This is a genomic window from Chloroflexus sp., from assembly GCF_049970315.1.
Lineage (GTDB): Bacteria > Chloroflexota > Chloroflexia > Chloroflexales > Chloroflexaceae > Chloroflexus.
Genome location: NZ_JBMFNE010000002.1, coordinates 263659 through 282482, shown reverse-complemented (window position 1 = coordinate 282482; position 18824 = coordinate 263659). Strand labels below are relative to the sequence as shown.

Annotated in this window: 15 protein-coding genes and 1 tRNA gene; 10 read left to right on the top strand and 6 right to left on the bottom strand. The window is 54.2% G+C overall.

Features of this window, described 5'->3' with window-relative positions:
- The first annotated feature begins 3 nt into the window (after nucleotides 1-3).
- Together ACP5OT_RS02465 and ACP5OT_RS02460 are read left to right on the top strand one after the other, a co-directional pair.
- Nucleotides 4-2541, top strand: a complete 2538-nt coding sequence (locus tag ACP5OT_RS02465) for an FtsX-like permease family protein (protein WP_428131216.1) — start codon at nucleotides 4-6, stop codon at nucleotides 2539-2541.
- Between the two features lie 74 nt (nucleotides 2542-2615).
- Entirely contained in the window at nucleotides 2616-2882 is a 267-nt protein-coding gene (locus ACP5OT_RS02460) for an acyl-CoA-binding protein (protein WP_428131214.1), read from the top strand.
- A 96-nt stretch (nucleotides 2883-2978) separates the two neighbouring features.
- On the opposite strand, the gene ACP5OT_RS02455 is transcribed toward ACP5OT_RS02460, so the two are convergent.
- Both ACP5OT_RS02455 and ACP5OT_RS02450 read right to left on the bottom strand, forming a co-directional pair.
- The gene (locus tag ACP5OT_RS02455; RefSeq protein ID WP_012615442.1) at nucleotides 2979-3263 is read right to left on the bottom strand and encodes an RNA recognition motif domain-containing protein; all 285 of its coding nucleotides are present in this window, start codon (nucleotides 3261-3263) and stop codon (nucleotides 2979-2981) included.
- A gap of 488 nt (nucleotides 3264-3751) precedes the next feature.
- Nucleotides 3752-4294, bottom strand: coding sequence for a DUF7226 domain-containing protein (locus ACP5OT_RS02450; protein ID WP_424674758.1), 543 nt, complete (start codon nucleotides 4292-4294; stop codon nucleotides 3752-3754).
- Between the two features lie 294 nt (nucleotides 4295-4588).
- On the opposite strand from ACP5OT_RS02450, the gene ACP5OT_RS02445 reads away from it, so the two are divergent.
- Nucleotides 4589-5683 (top strand): NAD(P)-binding domain-containing protein, encoded by a 1095-nt coding sequence (locus ACP5OT_RS02445; protein ID WP_424674759.1) that lies wholly within the window; start codon nucleotides 4589-4591, stop codon nucleotides 5681-5683.
- 62 nt (nucleotides 5684-5745) lie between these two features.
- Nucleotides 5746-5821: transfer RNA gene (locus ACP5OT_RS02440), tRNA-Arg, on the top strand.
- Nucleotides 5822-5830: 9 nt separating this feature from the next.
- On the opposite strand, the gene ACP5OT_RS02435 is transcribed toward ACP5OT_RS02440, so the two are convergent.
- On the bottom strand, nucleotides 5831-6556 hold the full coding sequence (locus ACP5OT_RS02435) for a potassium channel family protein (protein ID WP_424674760.1): 726 nt from the start codon (nucleotides 6554-6556) through the stop codon (nucleotides 5831-5833).
- 90 nt (nucleotides 6557-6646) lie between these two features.
- On the opposite strand from ACP5OT_RS02435, the gene pepF reads away from it, so the two are divergent.
- On the top strand, nucleotides 6647-8461 hold the full coding sequence (gene pepF / locus ACP5OT_RS02430; protein WP_424674761.1) for an oligoendopeptidase F: 1815 nt from the start codon (nucleotides 6647-6649) through the stop codon (nucleotides 8459-8461).
- 88 nt (nucleotides 8462-8549) lie between these two features.
- On the top strand, nucleotides 8550-9311 hold the full coding sequence (locus tag ACP5OT_RS02425; RefSeq protein WP_424674762.1) for an expansin EXLX1 family cellulose-binding protein: 762 nt from the start codon (nucleotides 8550-8552) through the stop codon (nucleotides 9309-9311).
- Between the two features lie 18 nt (nucleotides 9312-9329).
- Here ACP5OT_RS02425 and ACP5OT_RS02420 read toward each other — a convergent pair whose 3' ends face one another.
- Nucleotides 9330-10934, bottom strand: coding sequence for a helicase HerA domain-containing protein (locus ACP5OT_RS02420; protein WP_424674763.1), 1605 nt, complete (start codon nucleotides 10932-10934; stop codon nucleotides 9330-9332).
- A gap of 161 nt (nucleotides 10935-11095) precedes the next feature.
- Here ACP5OT_RS02420 and ACP5OT_RS02415 point away from each other — a divergent pair, with 161 nt between their 5' ends.
- The 3 genes from ACP5OT_RS02415 (at nucleotide 11096) to ACP5OT_RS02405 (ending at nucleotide 12605) form a co-directional block, all read left to right on the top strand.
- On the top strand, nucleotides 11096-11446 hold the full coding sequence (locus ACP5OT_RS02415) for a response regulator (protein ID WP_424674764.1): 351 nt from the start codon (nucleotides 11096-11098) through the stop codon (nucleotides 11444-11446).
- Nucleotides 11447-11521: 75 nt separating this feature from the next.
- A complete protein-coding gene (locus ACP5OT_RS02410) occupies nucleotides 11522-12313 on the top strand; it encodes an HAD-IIA family hydrolase (RefSeq protein WP_424674765.1) in 792 nt (263 codons plus the stop codon).
- Nucleotides 12314-12368: 55 nt separating this feature from the next.
- Nucleotides 12369-12605 carry a hypothetical protein gene (locus tag ACP5OT_RS02405; RefSeq protein WP_424674766.1) on the top strand — a complete coding sequence of 79 codons (237 nt, stop codon included), beginning with the start codon at nucleotides 12369-12371 and terminating at the stop codon, nucleotides 12603-12605.
- A gap of 1007 nt (nucleotides 12606-13612) precedes the next feature.
- Here the strand turns inward: ACP5OT_RS02405 and ACP5OT_RS02400 are convergent.
- Complete coding sequence (locus ACP5OT_RS02400) at nucleotides 13613-14941, bottom strand: acyl-CoA dehydrogenase family protein (protein WP_424674767.1); 1329 nt, start codon at nucleotides 14939-14941, stop codon at nucleotides 13613-13615.
- Nucleotides 14942-15114: 173 nt separating this feature from the next.
- On the bottom strand, nucleotides 15115-15891 hold the full coding sequence (locus tag ACP5OT_RS02395) for a hypothetical protein (protein ID WP_428131211.1): 777 nt from the start codon (nucleotides 15889-15891) through the stop codon (nucleotides 15115-15117).
- A gap of 190 nt (nucleotides 15892-16081) precedes the next feature.
- Between ACP5OT_RS02395 and alaS the strand changes: the two genes are divergently transcribed.
- Nucleotides 16082-18766, top strand: a complete 2685-nt coding sequence (gene alaS / locus ACP5OT_RS02390) for an alanine--tRNA ligase (protein ID WP_428131209.1) — start codon at nucleotides 16082-16084, stop codon at nucleotides 18764-18766.
- Nucleotides 18767-18824: the final 58 nt, after the last annotated feature.

Genomic DNA, 18824 nt, shown 5'->3' with positions numbered 1-18824 from the left:
TCCATGCTTGCTCGCAGTTCGCTGCGTTGGATTCTTCGCCACCCGTGGCAGATGATGCTCTGCGTGTTGGGTGTTGCGTTAGGGGTGGCTGTAGTTGTTGCCATCGATTTGGCAAATGCCAGTGCTCGACGCGCGTTTCAACTTGCCGGTGATACGGTGGCCGGTCAGGCTACCCACCAGATTGTTGGTGGCCCAACAGGATTGGCCGAAACCGTCTACACCGCATTACGCCGGCAATTGCCCGCTTTAGCTGCCGCTCCAATCGTCGAAGGTTACGTCACCGCACCGGCGCTGGGTCCCGGTGTTTATCAACTGTTCGGCGTTGACCCATTTGCCGAAGCACCGTTTCGTCCCTACTTTGCTGCCGATGGTACTGTTGATCTGGCGGCATTATTGATCGAGCCGGGGGCAGCCTTGCTGTCGCGCGCCAACGCCGAACGGGCCGGTTTACAATTGGGCGATACTCTGTCGATCCAGATCGGTGCCCGTTCGGCAACGGTTCGAGTCGTTGGGGTGCTTGATCCGGCTGACGATCTCAGCCGACGCGCATTGGACGGTTTGATCGTGGTTGATATTGCCAGTGCGCAAGAATTATTGGCAACTACCGGTCGTTTGAGCCGAGTTGATCTGATTGTCCCGCCAGCGTTTGCTCTGGAATCACTGATATCGCTCTTACCTGCGGGGGTGACGGTGCATCCGGTTGCAGCACGGGCAGGTGCGTTGCAACAAATGACGGCTGCATTCGAGCTAAATCTGACAGCGCTTAGTCTGTTGGCTCTGATCGTCGGTATGTTTCTCATCTACAATACGATGACGTTCAGTGTGGTGCAGCGTCGCACATTGCTCGGTACCCTGCGCTGTGTTGGCGTGAGCCGCGGGCAATTGGCTGTTCTGGTGTTGGCCGAGGCATTCGTCATTAGCTTGCTGGGAGTGGCAAGTGGCTTGACGCTCGGTATTGTGCTGGGTCGCGGTTTGGTTGGTCTGGTGACGCAGACAATCAACGATCTGTACTTTGTTGTGACGGTTCGCGATCTGAGTCTTGAGCCGTTCGTGCTGGTGAAGGGTGCTGTTCTTGGGATCGTGGCGACACTCGCGGCGGCACTGGCTCCGGCCCTTGAAGCGATGTATACGCCACCACGCACCGTGTTGCGACGTTCGAGTATCGAAGAGCGGGTGCGACGTGCAACGCCGCGATTGGCCATAGCCGGCGTGGGATTATTGGCCGGCGGAGGTGTCTTGTTGGCATTGCCGGCAACTGTCGGGACAACCGGTTTGTATCTGGCTTTTGCCGGTTTGTTCGCTCTTGTCATCGGATCAGCATTGCTGACGCCCGTCGCACTGGTTGGTCTGATGTTTGTCATCCGACCGGTATTGGGCCGCGTCCTGGGCTTGCTCGGGCGGATGGCTGCCCGTGATGTGGTGGCTAGTCTTTCGCGGACTGCGGTGGCGGTTGCAGCACTGATGGTTGCCGTTTCGGTGACTATCGGTGTGGGCATTATGATCGGCAGTTTTCGCCAAACGGTGATCAATTGGCTTGAACAGAGTCTGATAGCCGATATTTATCTCTCGCCACCGAGTAATGTGGCAAATCGGATCGATACGACGCTCGATCCGACATTACCGGCTGCGTTAGCAACATTGCCGGCAGTCGAGGCAATTACGACGTTCCGAAGTGTTCAAATTGACCTACCAACCGGACCAACCACGCTGGTTGCCATTGATGGTGCAACCGAGCGTGGTCGGCGTGCGCTGCGCTTTCAGCAAGGGGGCGACGATGCCGCATGGAAAGCATGGGAACGCGGTGCGGTGTTTATCTCCGAACCGCTCGCTTTCCGTAGTGGTTTGGGGGTCGGTGATACGCTCACGCTGCATACCGATCGCGGTCTCCGTGAACTGCCAATTGCCGGTGTCTACTACGACTACACCTCCGATCGGGGCGTGGTACGGATCAATGCTGCGACGTATCGTGCATTGTGGGACGATCCGGCTCTTTCGTCGCTGGCCATCTATGTGCGTGACGGTTACGATGTCGATACCGTCATCGAGCAGGTCCGTTTGGTGAGTGCTGGGTACGGGACGGTGTTGGTCAATTCGAGTCGAGCATTGCGTGAAGGGACGTTAGTCGTCTTTGATCGCACCTTTGCGATTACATCGGTCTTGCAACTACTGGCGACCATTGTTGCATTCATCGGTATCTTGAGTGCGCTGATGGCGTTACAACTTGAGCGCACGCGCGAGCTTGGTGTCTTGCGAGCCGTTGGCCTCACGCCTGGCCAACTTTGGGGATCGGTGCTGAGCCAAACCGGGTTGATGGGATTAGCCGCCGGTGTGTTGGCTGCGCCACTCGGTTTGGTGTTGGCGCTCGTGCTGACCTACGTGATCAACAAGCGTTCATTTGGTTGGACGCTTGAATTAGCGGTTGATCCGTTACTCTTCGCTCAAGCGTTCGCCGTTGCAATTAGTGCCGCATTATTGGCCGGAATTTGGCCGGCATTGCGTATGAGTCGGATCAGCCCGGCAATTGCACTGCGCGATGAATAAGTATGCTGCACTCCTTAACGCAGTGGAATGTGGTACGATACAGCCGTTATCCGAATCTGAGTGAGGAGATCAACATGAGCGATCGACGCGCAGCTTTTGAACGAGCCGCTCAAGAGGTACAGGAACTGCCCCGCCGGCCCGATAATGAGACGTTGTTGCAACTATACGCCCTGTACAAACAGGCAACCGTCGGCGATGTACAGGGTACGCGCCCGGGAGTGCTCGATATGACCGGTCGGCTGAAGTATGATGCTTGGACGAAACTAAAAGGCGTGACGGCTGAAGAGGCAATGAAGCGTTATATTGAACTAGTCGAGCGGCTCAAGCAGACGATCAAGTAGATACGAAAAGAGGGGTAGATGTGTACTACCCCTCTTTTTCTCTAGACGTATCGTTGCGCTGAGAGGGTGGCAAAGATGCTCACCCTCTAGACCGAATTAATAGCGACGGCGAAAATCACCACGCGATGAACTGCGCGGTTTGTCTTCTGCCTCGTTCACACGCAGATTGCGCCCGCCAATCTCAAGGCCGTCGGTTGCGCGGATCACACCGGCGACATTATTGGTTTCGATCTCAACAAATCCGAAGCCACGCGACCGACCGGTATCACGGTCATTGATGACGCGCGCACTCTGTACTTCGCCGTGCGGCTCGAAGATCGCACCCAGCTCAGCATCGCCAACACTCCACGGCAAGTTTCCGACGAACAGTTTCACTAACATTGCATTCTACTCCACAGAGACTTGGTTCGACACACGTCCATGCATGTCAAAACCGGCTATCACAGACCTCTCGTACAGCCGCCGCCGCTAATCGCTTAGCGCACGTTCGCTCAGGCGATCGACAACGTACTTGCTTCGAGCGATGAAGCACTGCCGATCGACCTAACCCCTGGAGAGTTCTCTGATGCCGGTCTCGCAGCACACGACGTTGATTGACTTCTTCACTATACCATACTTCTGAAGAATTGCAAGTAGCAATTTGCGTGGCGATCCGTCGTGCGAACGATCCGGATGAACGGTTATGGCGTTACGATGGGACTAATTATCGTACCATCGTGAAGGTGTTATCCGTCGAAGGCACGCTTTAGAGCTTTATCCGTCAATGGTGGGCTTTCACTCTATCAACCTTCGGCGTTTGCTGTATCCCCCTCCAACAATGCTTTGCTTTATCCGTCAATGGTGGGCTTTCACTCTATCACACCCTGCACTTATAGCCCGGTGGCGAAGGAGAGAGTATTGCGTGCTGGTGAACGTTGTACAGGTAATGCTGGACCACAGTAGTACAGTCGATCCTCGCGCCAGTCGGCTAGCCCGATTTCGGTTAGCCATGAAGTAACAGTGGCGGCTCGCCGCAGTGCAGTTGATTCGGCGAGTGGGGCGAGTTGTTGGAGGATTCGCGCGACATCTGCCCGGGAGAGGCCTTCGGGATGATCACGGAGGGCGGCAATCACTGAACGAGTGGGTTCGTAACGGAGCAGTTGACGGCGCAGTGCAGCCCGTTGATCGGCACGGTTGTAGCGGGTGAAGGCTAGCCCAAATTTAGTTAGTTGTGCCGTTTCCGTCTGCTCGCCGATTTCGATCAGGCCAATGATCCTCGCTGCTTGCATGTAGTAGAGGCCTTGTCGCTGACCTTTGGCTCCAATGTATTCACCGATTTCGCTTGCCGTGACTCGTCCGCGTGCAATCGCTTCTGCAACACGCGCTACGTCCCAAAGTACATCGGCCTGGGGAATGTCCACTGTGGTCAGCATAAGAGCCTCCTCTTCCTTACACGTACTCGCTCGTACTACAGTTCTACCATATCATACTCGAACGTTTGTGTCAATAGGAAATTTTGCACACGTGTTCACGTGTAAACGCAAAGGCGCAAAGGCGCAAAGGCGCAAAGACGCAAAGGCGCAAAGGCGCAAAGGCGCAGAGATGCGAAAGCTCATGCTCCGGTAGGTGTCATTTGATAGCGCGTTTGCAGTATCATACTCATGGTGCGTAACCGAGGCACGGTTGAGTAATGCACCGACGTTACTCTATTTCGGAGGAGATGACCTATGACATGTACTGACCTTCCGCTAACATCGACCCACGACGTGGCGATCGTTGGCGCTGGTCCGATCGGTCTAGAATTGGCAGTCTGCTTGAAGCAGGCTGGGGTTGACTACATTCACTTTGATGCGCACCAGATCGGTTATACGATGACGTGGTGGCCGCGCAATACGAGTTTTTTCAGCACAACCGAGCGACTGGCGATTGCCGGCGTACCTATTCCCAATAATCATCAGCAACGGATTACCGGTGAAGAGTACTTAGCGTATTTGCGATCGGTTGTGGAGTTGTTCGATCTCCACGTGCAGAGTTATGAGCCGGTTAGCTCATTGCAACGCGATGACGAAGGCTTTACGCTCATAACGAAGCCACTGACCGGGCCACGGAGTTATCGTGTGCGTCGTGTGGTGTTGGCGATCGGTGATATGCACTTCCCCCACCGTCTCAATATTCCCGGTGAGGATTTGCCCCATGTGAGCCATTATTTCCGTGATCCGCACGATTATTTTCGCCGCCGGTTGTTGATCGTTGGCGGTAAGAACTCGGCGGTCGAAGCAGCGTTACGCTGCTGGCGGGCCGGCGCCCAGGTAACGTTATCCTACCGGCGCGCTCGGCTTGATGATAAGCGGGTGAAGCATTGGTTGTTACCCGATTTTGTTGCGCAGGTTGAAGCCGGGACGATCCGGTTTTTGCCGAATACGACGCCAGTTGCGATTGATCCCGGTGGGGTGACGTTGGCTTGTACCGATGACGATGGTCAGCCCACAACCGAGCAGTTCTACTATCCGACCGATTTTGTCTTGCTCGCTACCGGTTTTCGTGGTGATCAGCGATTGCTTGAACAGGCTGGAGTTGTCTTGCGCGGACCGAACCGCGTGCCGGAATATAATCCGGTCACAATGGAGACGAACGTTCCCGGTCTGTATTTAGCCGGTACGGTAGCGGCCGGTATTCAACAGCGTTATACCCTCTTCATTGAGAACTGCCACGAACACGCCGGCAAGATTACCCAAGCAATAACGGGACGTTGGCCGGCCCGGTTGGGCGATATCCCAATGCGTACCTACCAACTCGGTTTCGAGCAAATTGCCGCGAATTGAGCATTCTATTGCCCAATTACGCTTGCCAAAATCGCGTAGTCTGAGTATAGTAATGAGCGTGCGGGGCTGTAGCTCAATGGATAGAGCACCGACCTTCTAAGTCGATGGTTGCGCGTTCGAGTCGCGCCAGCCCCGCCAATCCCTTCTTCACGATTGTTCTTCCACACCAACCCGTTGCGCTAATAGTTGCTCGATGCGCGTTAAGCGTTGCTGAATCTCGGTGAGCATTTCTCTTTGGCGATCAACCGCTTCGTCCTCAACAAACAAAGCGGCAATATTCGCGGTCAGCAACCCAAATAACGAAATACCGGCTAGCATCAGAAAGACTGCCACGCCGCGCCCCAACGCTGTTACCGGATAGGTGTCGCCATACCCAACTGTTGTAATAGTGGTCAGCGCCCACCAGATGGCATCGGCAAACGAGGCGATAGGGCCACCGCTACCCTGTTCAGCAACGAACATGAGGGTGGCTGCCACTAACACAACGATGAGACTGGTGATGCCAATAAACGCCGGCATGCGTTGGCGTAAGGTTTGGCGCGATTGTCGCCAGAGCCGGGTGAGAATGATCGGGAGCCATAAGAGCCGTAATGGGCGCAGAAATGGAATTGCGATCATCACTATCTCGATCCAGTTCGCACGAATGTAAGCTACCCGATCGGGAGATAGATACCATTTGATCAGAAGTTCAATTCCAAATATTCCCCAAATGATCCAGAGTATGCCATCGAGAACAAGTGTAGTTATGGTGCTGAGTGTCCTGTTTTCGATTAAAAAGAAAATGACGAGAAAGCAGATCGATAAAAAGAGCATTGGCATTTCGGTAATTCGATTAAAACGATTGAGCAGTAATGTACGTTGTTCAAGTGACATACAAGCATCCTCCGATTTGAGTAATGGTGAAATAATCGTATAGGGGATATAATACTCCCGAACCGTATCGTATCATAGGAGCTAATAGCAATGCAGACCGTTCGCGAACGCAGTGAGATTCCAGAGCAGTACAAGTGGGATCCGTTTAGTATCTTTCCTTCACAAGCTGCATGGGAAGCGGCCATTGACGAGGTTGATACGCTCATTGCACGTGCTGCTCAGTTTCGTGGTCGGTTACACGAGGGCACACCCGTTATTGCCGACTTTCTCGGCCTGAGCGAGACGATTATGCGCAACGTCGGCCAAATTACCGTCTTTGCCACGATGTTCTATACCGTCGATACCAATGACCGTGAAGCGAGTGCAATGCGTGATCGGGCAATTGGGCTGCAAGCCCGAGCGAGTGCAGCACTGGCGTTTGGTGAGCCTGAGTTGTTGGCCATCGGTGCCGATCAGTTGTTGGCCTGGGCGGATCAAGATGAGTATCTGGCAACTTACCGCCACTATTTTGAACGCCTGATCGCTCGTGCTCCTCACGTGCGTTCTGCCGAAGTGGAAGAGCTGTTGGGGCAGGTACGCGATCCGTTCGCTGCGGCAAGTGCAGTCCACGGTGTATTGGCCAATGCTGAATTACGCTTTCCCCTCGCCTACGACAGCAATGGTGAGGCGTATGAGATTACGCAAGGCACGATTAATGCACTCATTACCCATCCCGATCGCACCTTGCGTAAGCAGGCGTGGGAAGGGTATGCTGATGCGCACATTGCCGTCGAAAATACGATGGCCCAGTGCTTAGCCGCCGGCGTCAAACAGAATGTCTTTCTTGCCCGTGCGCATCGGTATGCCTCGGCTCTTGAAGCCGCACTGAAGCCGAATTTTATTCCACTTGAGGTCTTTCACAACCTGATCGCTACTTTCGAGCGTCATGTACCGATCTGGCACCGGTATTGGCGGGTACGTCGTGCGGCCCTCGGTGTCGATGAATTGCATGTTTACGATACCAAAGCGCCGTTAGCGACCCCACTTGTCGTGCCTTACGAGCAAGCTGTTGATTGGATCTGCGCCGGTATGGCTCCGCTGGGCAATGAATATGTCCAGATTATGCGGCGCGGGTTGCGCGAACAGCGTTGGGTTGATGTCTATCCCAATCGGGGCAAGCGGGCCGGGGCGTTCTCAACCGGTGCACCGGGTACCCACCCGTTTATTATGATGTCGTACAACGATGATATCTTCAGCCTTAGTACTCTTGCCCACGAGTTGGGTCACTCGATGCATTCGTACTATACTCGGCGTACCCAACCGGTGATCTATACCAACTATGGTCTCTTCCTGGCAGAAGTAGCCTCGAATTTCAATCAGGCGTTGGTGCGCGCGTATCTGTTCCAAACGTTAACCGACCGCAATGCCCAGATCGGCTTAATCGAAGAGGCGATGGCGAACTTCCATCGCTATTTCTTCATTATGCCGACGCTGGCTCGCTTTGAGTTGGCTATCCATCAGCGCGCTGAACGCGGTCAACCGTTAACCGCGACCATCTTTAACGAGCTGATGGCCGATCTCTTTGCTGAGGGGTATGGTAGCGAGGTCGTCGTGGATCGGGCGCGCGTCGGTAATACGTGGGCGCAGTTTTCTACCCATCTGTACGCCAATTTCTATGTCTATCAGTATGCAACCGGTATTGCCGGTGCCCACGCGCTGGCCGCACCTATCCTTGCCGGTAATGCCGATGCCGCCGATCGCTACATCAACGAATTTCTCAAAGCCGGTGGTTCACGTTTTCCGCTCGATACGTTGCGACGTGCCGGTGTTGATCTAACTTCACCCGAACCGGTTGAGCAGACCTTTGCAGTGATGGCATCTTACGTTGATCGGCTTGAGCAGTTGTTCGGTGTATCAGTTTCATAATCATGCAGAATAGCAGAACAAGAGTCACATGAAGGGATACTGCTACGGTATCTAACACCATGTGGCTCTCCGTCGAAAGATGTTACCTATGAAACGACGAACGCCGGTCGTTAGTGGAATCAGTATTGTGCTGCTGCTCCTTACTACCGTAACCTTCGCGCAGTTGCCATACCGAGTTCATCTGCCATTGGTGATGCGCATAGGCCAAAACCCGCTGATGAGCGGTGAGGCCACGTTCTATCTTGAAGCCGATGGTAGCGGTGCATGTCTGTTCGATCCTATCCCCGGTGATCGGATGGTGGCGGCAATCAGTTATCTCAATTATGGTAACGCCGACTATTGCGGTGCGTATGTTGAGGTGTTTGGGCCACAAGGAAGCGTTGTAGTACGGATTGTCGATGAATGTCCCGATAATCCCGGTTGTGGCCTCAATCATCTCGATCTCAGCCCTGAGGCGTTCGAGCGTATTGCGCCGCGAGCGTGGGGGCGCGTGCCGATCACGTGGCGGGTGATCAGTCCGCCTCTTACCGATCCGGTGCAATTTCATCTCAAAGATGGCAGTAATCCGTGGTGGTTAGCTTTTCAGGTGCGCCGTCACCGAAACCCGATTGCCACACTCGAGTATCGTACACCGCAAGGGCAGTGGGTGCAACTCAACCGAACGCCCTATAACTACTTCATCCGTGAGTGTCAGTGTACCGGCGGCGAAGGTGGTCCTTTCATCTTGCGAGTCACCGACATCTACGGCAATACACTCACCGAGACGGTACAATTTACGACCCTCTCGTCCGGTGGTTTATCACCCGGCGAGTTAGTTAGTGGCAGTGGTCAGTTTCCCTACGGACCGTAGCAAGGCTGATGTCAGCGTTTAATCGGGGAATAGCTCATCGGCCTCTCGTTGGGCCGTGACCATATCACGCGCCCGGCGTGTGCGTTGCTCGATGAAGCGATAAAAGGTCTCATCATAGGGTCGTGTTCGTACCACTACCGGCATTGGAACAGCGTGGCCAAGCACGAGAGCTTGCTGGCGGGTGTCGAGATTAGCCAGCACCATGCGTAGTCGGTTCCTACCACCGACGCCGGTGAACACGGCATCGATATCCTGTTCATCGCTTAACAGCGCGGTAATTCGAGTACCAAGCTGACTCAGCACCTCGCTGTCAATCGATGAAGGTCGTTGATCAACGACCAGTAGCGTCACGCTGTATTTGCGCATCTCGCGTGCAATCGCGCCGAAGATGGTCTGACGGGCAAGGCGTGGGTTGAGAAACTTATGAGCTTCTTCGATGGTAATCATCAATGGGCGTGGTCGATCAGATTCAAGTTTTGAATGAAGATACTGCTCGGTCTGTTCGCGCCAGCGTTGATGAATCCGCCGGGTTAGGACATTGGCGACCAGCATGTATGCTAAGGGATCGTCGTAACGACCAAAACTTAGCACCACGTGCCGCCCGGCCATAAGGGCATTGATGAGATGATCGATCGGTGACAGATCGGCACGCTCGCGCACAAAACCCAAACGTTTGAGTTGTAACGTCTTACGCTTGAGTGCGTTCAACGAGGCGAGGCTCGCACTCTTCTCATCGGCAAAGGTCTTGAGATCGGCTTGATCCATCTGCCAAAGCTGAGCAAGCCAGTCGGCGCCATAGGCATCAACCAACAATTCAGCCGTCTCGGCGGCGGTAGGGTTGAGATTCAATTCTTCACTGAGCAACAGTACATCTTCAGGTTCGATCTGATCGTAGCCAATCACAATCTCCCCATCTATCGATTTGCGATCAAACGCCCCACCGGCCAGCGCATACAGCAACACCTTACTACCGAAAAGCTGGCGCAATCCCTTAACGAAATGTGCCCCTTCTGAGCGCGCCGCCCATCCGTATTCGTCGTGCATATCGAATATAAGGTTAGAAGCCACGTCGCTCAGAATAACCCCACAGACCAAGAGGCGGGTCAGAAAGCTCTTGCCGGTACCACTCTTCCCGAACACTCCATTCGAGCGCTCGACCAACCGATTGAGGTCGATACAAACCGGCACATCCATATCGAGCGGAGAGCCGATCATAAACTGACTCCCCTCTTCGCGCCCAAAGACATGCTGAAAATCTTCTGCGTTCGCCTCGAACAGCGGCGCAAAATGGTGGGGGACCGTCTTAACCGGTAATAGCTCGGTACTCCCGTCGAGCGGCAACATCAGCCGCAGATCGAGCCGTAGTTCACCATACGTAGTAGTTCCACTCAGCACATTAGCGAAGAATTCATCAGCCGGTGGCGGATCGAGCATGACCTTCGGCGTCGCCGCTCCGAGTCGCACATCCGTTACCATCGAAAAAAAGGTGAAGCGTTGACCCTGCACAACAACAAACTTGCCAACGCGCACATCCTCAACCGAAGTACCGGCATCGAGCCGCACCGTTAAGCCCTCGAGGAGCGAACCACCGGTGACTACACCGAGGCGTTGACGTCGTTGCATAGTGCTGCCTCCTTATTTGCAATGACGTATTTTTAATCGTATCACACCTTGGTGCCTGAAAGATCAGAAATGAACAGAGTGTTATGCCAGGCATACGGAAATCTAAGCTTCTCTCTCGTTTGATGAAGTGACATTGCACGAAAATAAGATGTGAGACGATTATGCGTATTCTCATTGTAGACGACGAATCAAGCACACGATCAACGTTACAGCGTCTCATGGCGAAACTACGGAACGCCAAGATCGACATGGCAAACAACGGGGCCGACGGTCTGAAACTGGCACGCCAACATTGGTATGATCTGATCATTACCGATTATCATATGCCAAAGATGGACGGTATTGACTTGATCTATACCCTACGGCAAGAGGGGTATATGATTCCGATGGTACTCATATCGGGCGACCCAGCAGTTGGAGGTTATGCGGTATCAGCCGGAGCAAACCTCTTTCTCCATAAGCCGATAGACATTGACGATCTACGCACTATGCTCGACATGTTGGGCTTATAGGCGACCAATGCATCTATATTCGCCAAGGTATGGTACCATCAAGCTTAGGATATCGAGATCGCAACCGGAGACATCATGCAACCCATTCCTCGTTACGATGGATACATCTTTGATCTTGATGGCACTATCTATCTCGGCGACATCCTGTTACCCGGTGTTGCCGAACTGTTGGTGACACTCCGCCGTGAGGGGCGGCGGATCGTCTTTCTCTCGAATAATCCAACCAAAACACGCCGGCAATACGCCGAGCGTTTGCGGCGTCTCGGCATTGACGCCGATGAGCATGAGATTGTCAATAGCTCGGCGGTGATGGTGGAATGGTTGCTTGCTAATGCCCCCGGCGCACCGTTATTTGTCGTCGGTGAGGCGCCACTCATCGGTGAACTCGAGGCGGCTGGGTTCCCGTTGAGTGAGCGACCGGGTGAGATCGCTTTTGTTGTCGCTTCGTTTGATCGCACGTTTACCTATCGTAAACTCCAGATTGCCTTCGATGCAATCCGGGCCGGCGCACGTCTTGTCGCTACAAACCCCGACCGCTTTTGCCCGGTTCCGGGTGGGGGCGAGCCAGATGCAGCGGCGATCATTGCTGCAATTGAGGCGTGTACCGATACCCGTTGCGAGGTGATCGTCGGCAAGCCATCACCGATTATGGCCCGCACGGTAAGTAGACTGATCAACCTACCACCTGAACGGTGTATTATTGTCGGTGATCGGTTAATGACCGATATTGCAATGGGGATCACGGCCGGTATGGATACGGCATTGGTGTTAACCGGAGATAGCCGGCGTGCCGATCTTGAACACTCGCCATACTGGCCAACTTACGTGCTCGAGCGGATTGATGAATTGATCCGGGAAACGGCTTGACGAGAGGCCTACTTCCGACTACACTACCTATACTACAGTATAGAGAGGAGAATCCATGACTGCCGCTCGCCATACTTCCCCTACCCCGTATCAACCACGATTGACCGGTGATCAGTCATCGCCTGCCGAAACTGCCGATACGATGTGGCCATTGGCGTTGCGGGCATTGCTGCTGCTGCACGGCGTGGCGTTACCGTCCGATCCAACGCTTACGGCTCTCTCCGAGGCTGACCAGATTGCGTTACGCGGTAGTCTGGTGCTGCTCTCTGATGAACCGGCCAATATTGCGTAACCATCGTTACTGTCAGGTTATCTATCAGCAGCGGGGTGGGTCTAAGTAGTTCTTCGATGTTCCAATAATGAGGATTCAGCGGTAACTCAGATCGGGTCAAGGCGATTCAGAACCGGTTTGCAGAGTAACGCAGGTAACACAGGTGCAGCTTATCCTCAGACCCACCCCACTAGGATGGTTGCACTCAACCAGACGCAAGGGCACTTACTCACCTGACGCTTTATTTGTACCTAGCAATCGCGTCGCCTGTGCAGTTGCTCGACAAGCTCCAACTTATCCCCATGATTGGTTATTATCCGCACACCCAAAGCATTATAAGAGAGTTGGGATAACTAAAGCTGCTTCAGAGTAATACCGCATACTGTAGTCTCTGTTATTCTGCCACACTGCGTGAATACAGGTTGTGATCAGCAACCCAACGTAGCGATGAGCCTATAGCGCTCGTGCCCATAAACCATCTAGCCGCCATCGAAACCACACGCTAACCCGCTGGCGACACACCTTTACCTCACGTTCTAGATTAAAATATACTGGTAATTATCGCAGTATTCACTCCCACTTCGACTCCACCCCAACCTTGTCGGCGCAACGTGTTATTTATCTGTACTAGAATGCCTTTTTGCACTATTACAAGGCAGTCAAACCCGTGCGCTTGGGTGGAACCGAACGCGATAGTAACTTTCCGTCCACCACTCTGCAACATGTAAGAGGAATACACTGCTACTCGCCACTTTCCTACCCGTCGTTTCGGCCCGGGTATAGAGCATCCTACGCTTTATTGATCAGGGTTGGTCCACTAGCATGCCGGATGAACATCAGTACTCGCCTGTGTTTCCAGCTTGACACTGCTTCTGGTCTGACTGTCGGTGTTAGTACCCTCAGGCTTCTGTCGGTAAGAGACGTCTCCTGCATTAAGATACCCTAGCCTTTGAGCTTACGTTCGTTCCTTGCCACCACTGTTTCTCAGGGTTTCTACCCGTACTCCAACACTACTCTGCTTCGTTCGCCTAGACAAAAGCCGAGATTCCGGTAATTGCTCGGCCCACGATCAACGTATTCATCTCGTGCGTGCCCTCGTATGAGTAGAGCGCCTCAGCATCGGCAAAGTAACGGGCAACACCGTGTTCGAGGAGAATACCGTTACCGCCAAGAACCGCGCGAGCCAGCGCCACTGTCTCGCGCATTTTTTCACCACAGAAGACCTTCGCCAGCGAGGCCTGCTCTTGGCTGATTTTGCCGGTACGAGCAGCGATCTGACTCATGCGCAGGCACATTGTCTGCATCGCCGTCACATTCGCCAGCATCTGCACTAAACTATTTTGAACCAGTTGAAAACTACCGATAGGCCGCCCGAATTGAATGCGCTGTTGGGCGTAAACGAGTGCCTGTTCGTAAGCACCCATTGCCACGCCGGTCATCGCCCATGCTACTGCTGCCCGGGTGATCGCCAGTTGACGCGCCACACCGCGAAAACCGCCGACGTTGGGTAAGCGGTTTGCTTCGGGTATACGACAATTCACCAGCCGGATGTTGGCATTTTGTACGGTGCGTAGCGCAATCTTTCCTTCGAGCCGCTCGACTTCGTACCCCGGTGTGTTGCGCTCAACGATGAAGCCTTGCACCTGATTGTTCGAGACATCGCGTGCCCAAATGATGTTAATATCGGCGATCGGTGCATTCCCGCTCCATTTCTTCGCACCGTTGAGCACCCAGTGACCACGCTCAAAGCGGGCCGTGGTCTGGAGACCGGCGGCAGTTGCCGAACCAACATCCGGTTCGGTAAGTGCCCACGAGCCGATTAGCTCAAACCGCTGCATCGGTGGTAACCAGCGCTGCTTCTGTTCGGGAGAACCAAAGAGATCGATTGACCCCATGCACAAACCCCAATGTACCCCGAAAAAGGTGTAAATTGAGGGATCGACCCGTGCCATTTCCATACACGCTACACCGGTGAGGACTGGACCGAGCGCGTCGATGGCGTAGGGTCGTGAGCCGAAGGTCTCGGCGATGAGACGGGCAAAACCGGGGACGATCTCGTGCGGAAATTCGCCGCGCTCCCAGAAGCTGTTGGCGATTGGACGAATCTTCTCTTCCATGTATGAGCGAATCTTTTGCTGGATTGCTCGCTCTTCGGGTGAGAGTTCGGCCAGGATATCGTAGAAATCACTATTCACCGACGGCACCCGCTTTGGTCGTCGTTTGGCGGTAATACTTTTTAGCAGCAGACCAATCTCTTGCGGCGTAACACCTCGTAATGCGCGAAAGGTGTCAACGAATGGTACCTGTACCTGCTGCATCATACGGGTGAGGCTAGCTGGAAGGGTAACGAATGACATATCTACCTCCTGATCAACGCTGAATCTGTAACGTCATTGTTGTGCGATCTTGCTTTAAGAGGAGAACGGGATGACGCAATGCGTCAAGGGCAGTGTAGCACAGAACGATCCTCAATGTCAACAAGAAACTGAGCGATAAGAAAAGTGTTAGATTGGCTTAGGGTGCGCATTCATTACAAGCGGGTCGTTGCCCAGATAAACCGCTCGGACGGCCAGAAGCCAAGCCTCCGACAGGCGTCAAAGAGGGTACTATCTGTGGCATCAACGAAGAGATAGACTCGTGAAGTGATACCAAAGCAACTCTGGACTAAGGCACTGAGCGCGGATTGTAGTGCCGGTAGTGATCCGGTCTGCATCGCCCAGCCTAGCTCAACCACATCACCGGTTGCAAAACAGGTCACGGCGGTCGCTAGCAAGCTACCATCAGCCGCAAATACACCAAATGCCGGGACCGAATTCAGTGTCCAGGTTTGCCAGGGCGCCGCCGTTGCCCACAGGTCTTTCACCGCTTGTACATCATCTTTCTGTATCCGACGGGCAGATGGTTGGGTGATAGGATGCAATGTCTCCGGTTCAACCACCATCTGATACAGGAAGTGAACCGATTCAAGATGGGTTGTGTTGTTTAATAACGGTACGTTCGCCACCGGCATAACGATTTCGAAGGGACGGTTCCATAGTTCGGGATTGTCCATCGCCAAGGCTTCGAGCAGCATAGGAAGCACCTGCGGTACGTCAACGGTGAACGATAGACGAACCGATGATACATCGCGCCACACAGCAGCGACCCCGACCACTACATGATTGCTTAGGGCAGCTCTGATTGATACCGATCCGTGTCGGCGATACAAGAACGCTAACGTAATCGCGTTGCGGTACGGCGACCGGCGTAAGAATGCGTTTACCGCAGGGTAGTGTTCGGCAGTCACAGGAACGATCTGCAATGGCATACACCCATCTCGTGGTCATTGTTTGGTAGAGACCCCGTTGTTCAGCGCAGCACTATTGGCAGCGCCGGTCTTACGCGCCATTATACCGTGCAAACGGTTGACGGTCAGCGCCACAATCGTCTACAATACCGCGAGGAAGCTAGTTAAGATAGGCAAAGATGCCTTCTTTTTCATCATAGGCTATATGCATATGCAAAGACTGACTGCTGCTCAGATTCGTGAAACGTTCATATCGTTTTTTAAGCGCCATGGCCATACCCATGTACCCAGCTCATCGTTGGTGGTTGCCGACGACCCAACGCTGCTGTTCGCTAATTCCGGCATGGTGCAGTTTAAAGATGTCTTTTTGGGTCGCGAACAACGCCCGTATACTCGTGCTGTAACTGCCCAAAAGTGTCTGCGCGTTAGCGGTAAACACAACGATCTCGAAGAGGTTGGTCCCTCACCACGCCACCATACTTTTTTTGAAATGTTAGGCAACTTTTCGTTCGGTGATTACTTCAAAGCCGAGGCTATTCGATTGGCGTGGAAATTGCTAACCGAAGAGTTCCAGTTGCCCGTCGAAAGACTTTGGTTTACGGTGTTTGCCGGTGATGATGAGGTGCCACCCGATGATGAGGCGGCAGCGTTGTGGATTGCGCAAGGCGCCGACCCGTCGCGGGTGTTGCGCTTTGGCCGCAAAGACAACTTTTGGGTGATGGGCGATACCGGTCCTTGTGGCCCATGCTCGGAGATTACCATCTACATCGGCGATGATCTGAGCCAAATGCGTGCCGAGGGTGTTAATTCCGACGATCCGAATTATGTCGAGATCTGGAATAATGTGTTCATGCAGTACGACCGCGCCACCATGCAGCCGCTGCCACGGCCTTCGGTCGATACCGGTATGGGTCTTGAGCGAATGGCAATGGTGATGCAAGGCGTCCATAGCACGTATGATACCGATCTGTTCGTGACCATTATTAACCGCATCATTGCTGTGCGCGGCAGCGACGAAGAGCATTATCAGGCTCATCGCAGCGCATACCGCGCTATCGCCGACCACGCACGCGCAATTGCGTTCTTGATCGCCGATGGGGTTTTGCCCGGTAATCTGGGCCGTTCGTATGTGTTACGCCGTATTTTGCGCCGCGCCGCGTATCAGGGTCGCACGATTGGCTTTGAACGACCATTCCTCGCCGAGGTGATTACAACGGTAATCGACCAAATGGGTGAGGTGTACCCCGAATTGGTACATCGACGCGAACTTATCTTGAGTGCCGCCGACCAGGAAGAACGCCAATTTTTGCGTACTCTGAGTGGTGGCCTGAGCCGCCTCAATGCCGTGATCGAGCAGGTACGTACCCGTGGCGAGACGGTGATCCCCGGTACCGATGCGTTCGTACTGAAAGACACGTATGGCTTTCCGCTCGATTTGACCCAGAAGATTGCTGCCGAACAAGGGTTGACAGTCGATGAAGCCGGTTATGAGGCGGCAATGGCCGAACAACGCGCTCGTTCACGGGCGGCGGCGGCCGGGAAGCGTGGCGGTGAAGCCGATCTGTGGGCCGAACTTGATCTGCCTGCGTCGCATTTTACCGGCTACGAGCGCCTGAGCGACCGAGCAACGGTGATCGGTATGTTGGCCGAAGGGGATGCGATTACGTCTGCGACGGTCGGACGGCAAGTGCAAATTGTGCTCGATACGACGCCTTTCTACGCCGAAAGTGGCGGTCAAGTTGGTGATACCGGCGTGCTGGTCGGGCCAGAGGGTTCGGTACAGATCGAAGATACCCGCCGGCCATTGCCCGGTCTAATCGTTCACTATGGTCGCGTGGTCAGTGGTACGATCCGTGTAGGCGATCAGGTGCAAGCTACGGTTGATATGGTACGGCGGGCCGATATTCAGCGGAATCACACGGCCACCCATATGCTCCAGCGCGCCTTACGCGACGTGCTCGGCGAACACGCAGCCCAAGCCGGTTCGTTGGTGGCGCCCGACCGGCTGCGCTTCGACTTTACCCATACCAAACCGCTCGATCCTGAAGAATTGCGTGAGATCGAGCGCCGTCTGAATACGTGGGTCCGCGCCGATGCATCGGTACGCTGGGAAATTACCGGTTACCAGTCTGCCATAGCACGCGGTGCGATCGCGCTGTTTGGTGAGAAGTACGGTGATACTGTGCGCGTCGTGACCATTGAACGCGGTACCGGAATTGAGAACGGTGAGTACGCTTCTCGTGATAGCCTTGAGCTGTGCGGTGGCACACACGTGAATCGCACCGGTGAGATTGGGTTTGTCCGCATCCTCAGTGAAGGGAGTATCGGTAGTGGGATCCGTCGCGTCGAGGCTCTGACCGGGCGTGGCGCCGAGTTATGGGTAGAAGAACAAGCACAGACGTTACGCGATCTGGCTGCACGGATCAATGCGCAACCCGCACAACTGATCGAACGAATCGAGGCGCTTTTGGCCGAGAACCGGCAACGACGGCAAGAGCTGGAGGCGCTGCGGAGTAAGTTGGCGCGCGAGATGCTCGATACTCTGGTACATCGCACGCAAACGGTCGCCGGGATTCCACTGCTGGCAGCAGAGGTGGAAGCCGATTCGGTCGAACGCCTGCGTGAGATGGGTGAATATCTGCGCGATAAGCTGGGTAGTGCCGTGATTGTGCTTGGCGCCCAGATCAACGGCAAACCACAATTACTTACACTTGTCACGTCCGACCTGGTCAAGCGAGGCCTGAATGCAGTGCATATTGTCAAACCGCTTGCCGCTATCGTCGGTGGTGGTGGTGGTGGCCGATCCGAAATAGCGCAAGCCGGTGGACGGAACCCCGACCGCTTGGCGGCTGCTATCACTGCTGCGGTAGACGTGTTGGCCGAACAGGCAGGATAGGTCAAGCATCAAATTGCTGGAGGTCTTCTGTGCTCACCCGGTGAGCACAGAGGCTAGG

Excerpts from the sequence above, each read along its gene's own strand:
- ACP5OT_RS02465 (WP_428131216.1), top strand. The coding sequence starts at position 4 with ATGCTTGCTCGCAGTTCGCTGCGTTGGATTCTTCGCCACCCGTGGCAG.
- ACP5OT_RS02460 (WP_428131214.1), top strand. The coding sequence starts at position 2,616 with ATGAGCGATCGACGCGCAGCTTTTGAACGAGCCGCTCAAGAGGTACAG.
- ACP5OT_RS02455 (WP_012615442.1), bottom strand. The coding sequence starts at position 3,263 with ATGTTAGTGAAACTGTTCGTCGGAAACTTGCCGTGGAGTGTTGGCGAT.
- ACP5OT_RS02450 (WP_424674758.1), bottom strand. The coding sequence starts at position 4,294 with ATGCTGACCACAGTGGACATTCCCCAGGCCGATGTACTTTGGGACGTA.
- ACP5OT_RS02445 (WP_424674759.1), top strand. The coding sequence starts at position 4,589 with ATGACATGTACTGACCTTCCGCTAACATCGACCCACGACGTGGCGATC.
- ACP5OT_RS02435 (WP_424674760.1), bottom strand. The coding sequence starts at position 6,556 with ATGTCACTTGAACAACGTACATTACTGCTCAATCGTTTTAATCGAATT.
- pepF (WP_424674761.1), top strand. The coding sequence starts at position 6,647 with ATGCAGACCGTTCGCGAACGCAGTGAGATTCCAGAGCAGTACAAGTGG.
- ACP5OT_RS02425 (WP_424674762.1), top strand. The coding sequence starts at position 8,550 with ATGAAACGACGAACGCCGGTCGTTAGTGGAATCAGTATTGTGCTGCTG.
- ACP5OT_RS02420 (WP_424674763.1), bottom strand. The coding sequence starts at position 10,934 with ATGCAACGACGTCAACGCCTCGGTGTAGTCACCGGTGGTTCGCTCCTC.
- ACP5OT_RS02415 (WP_424674764.1), top strand. The coding sequence starts at position 11,096 with ATGCGTATTCTCATTGTAGACGACGAATCAAGCACACGATCAACGTTA.
- ACP5OT_RS02410 (WP_424674765.1), top strand. The coding sequence starts at position 11,522 with ATGCAACCCATTCCTCGTTACGATGGATACATCTTTGATCTTGATGGC.
- ACP5OT_RS02405 (WP_424674766.1), top strand. The coding sequence starts at position 12,369 with ATGACTGCCGCTCGCCATACTTCCCCTACCCCGTATCAACCACGATTG.
- ACP5OT_RS02400 (WP_424674767.1), bottom strand. The coding sequence starts at position 14,941 with ATGTCATTCGTTACCCTTCCAGCTAGCCTCACCCGTATGATGCAGCAG.
- ACP5OT_RS02395 (WP_428131211.1), bottom strand. The coding sequence starts at position 15,891 with ATGCCATTGCAGATCGTTCCTGTGACTGCCGAACACTACCCTGCGGTA.
- alaS (WP_428131209.1), top strand. The coding sequence starts at position 16,082 with ATGCAAAGACTGACTGCTGCTCAGATTCGTGAAACGTTCATATCGTTT.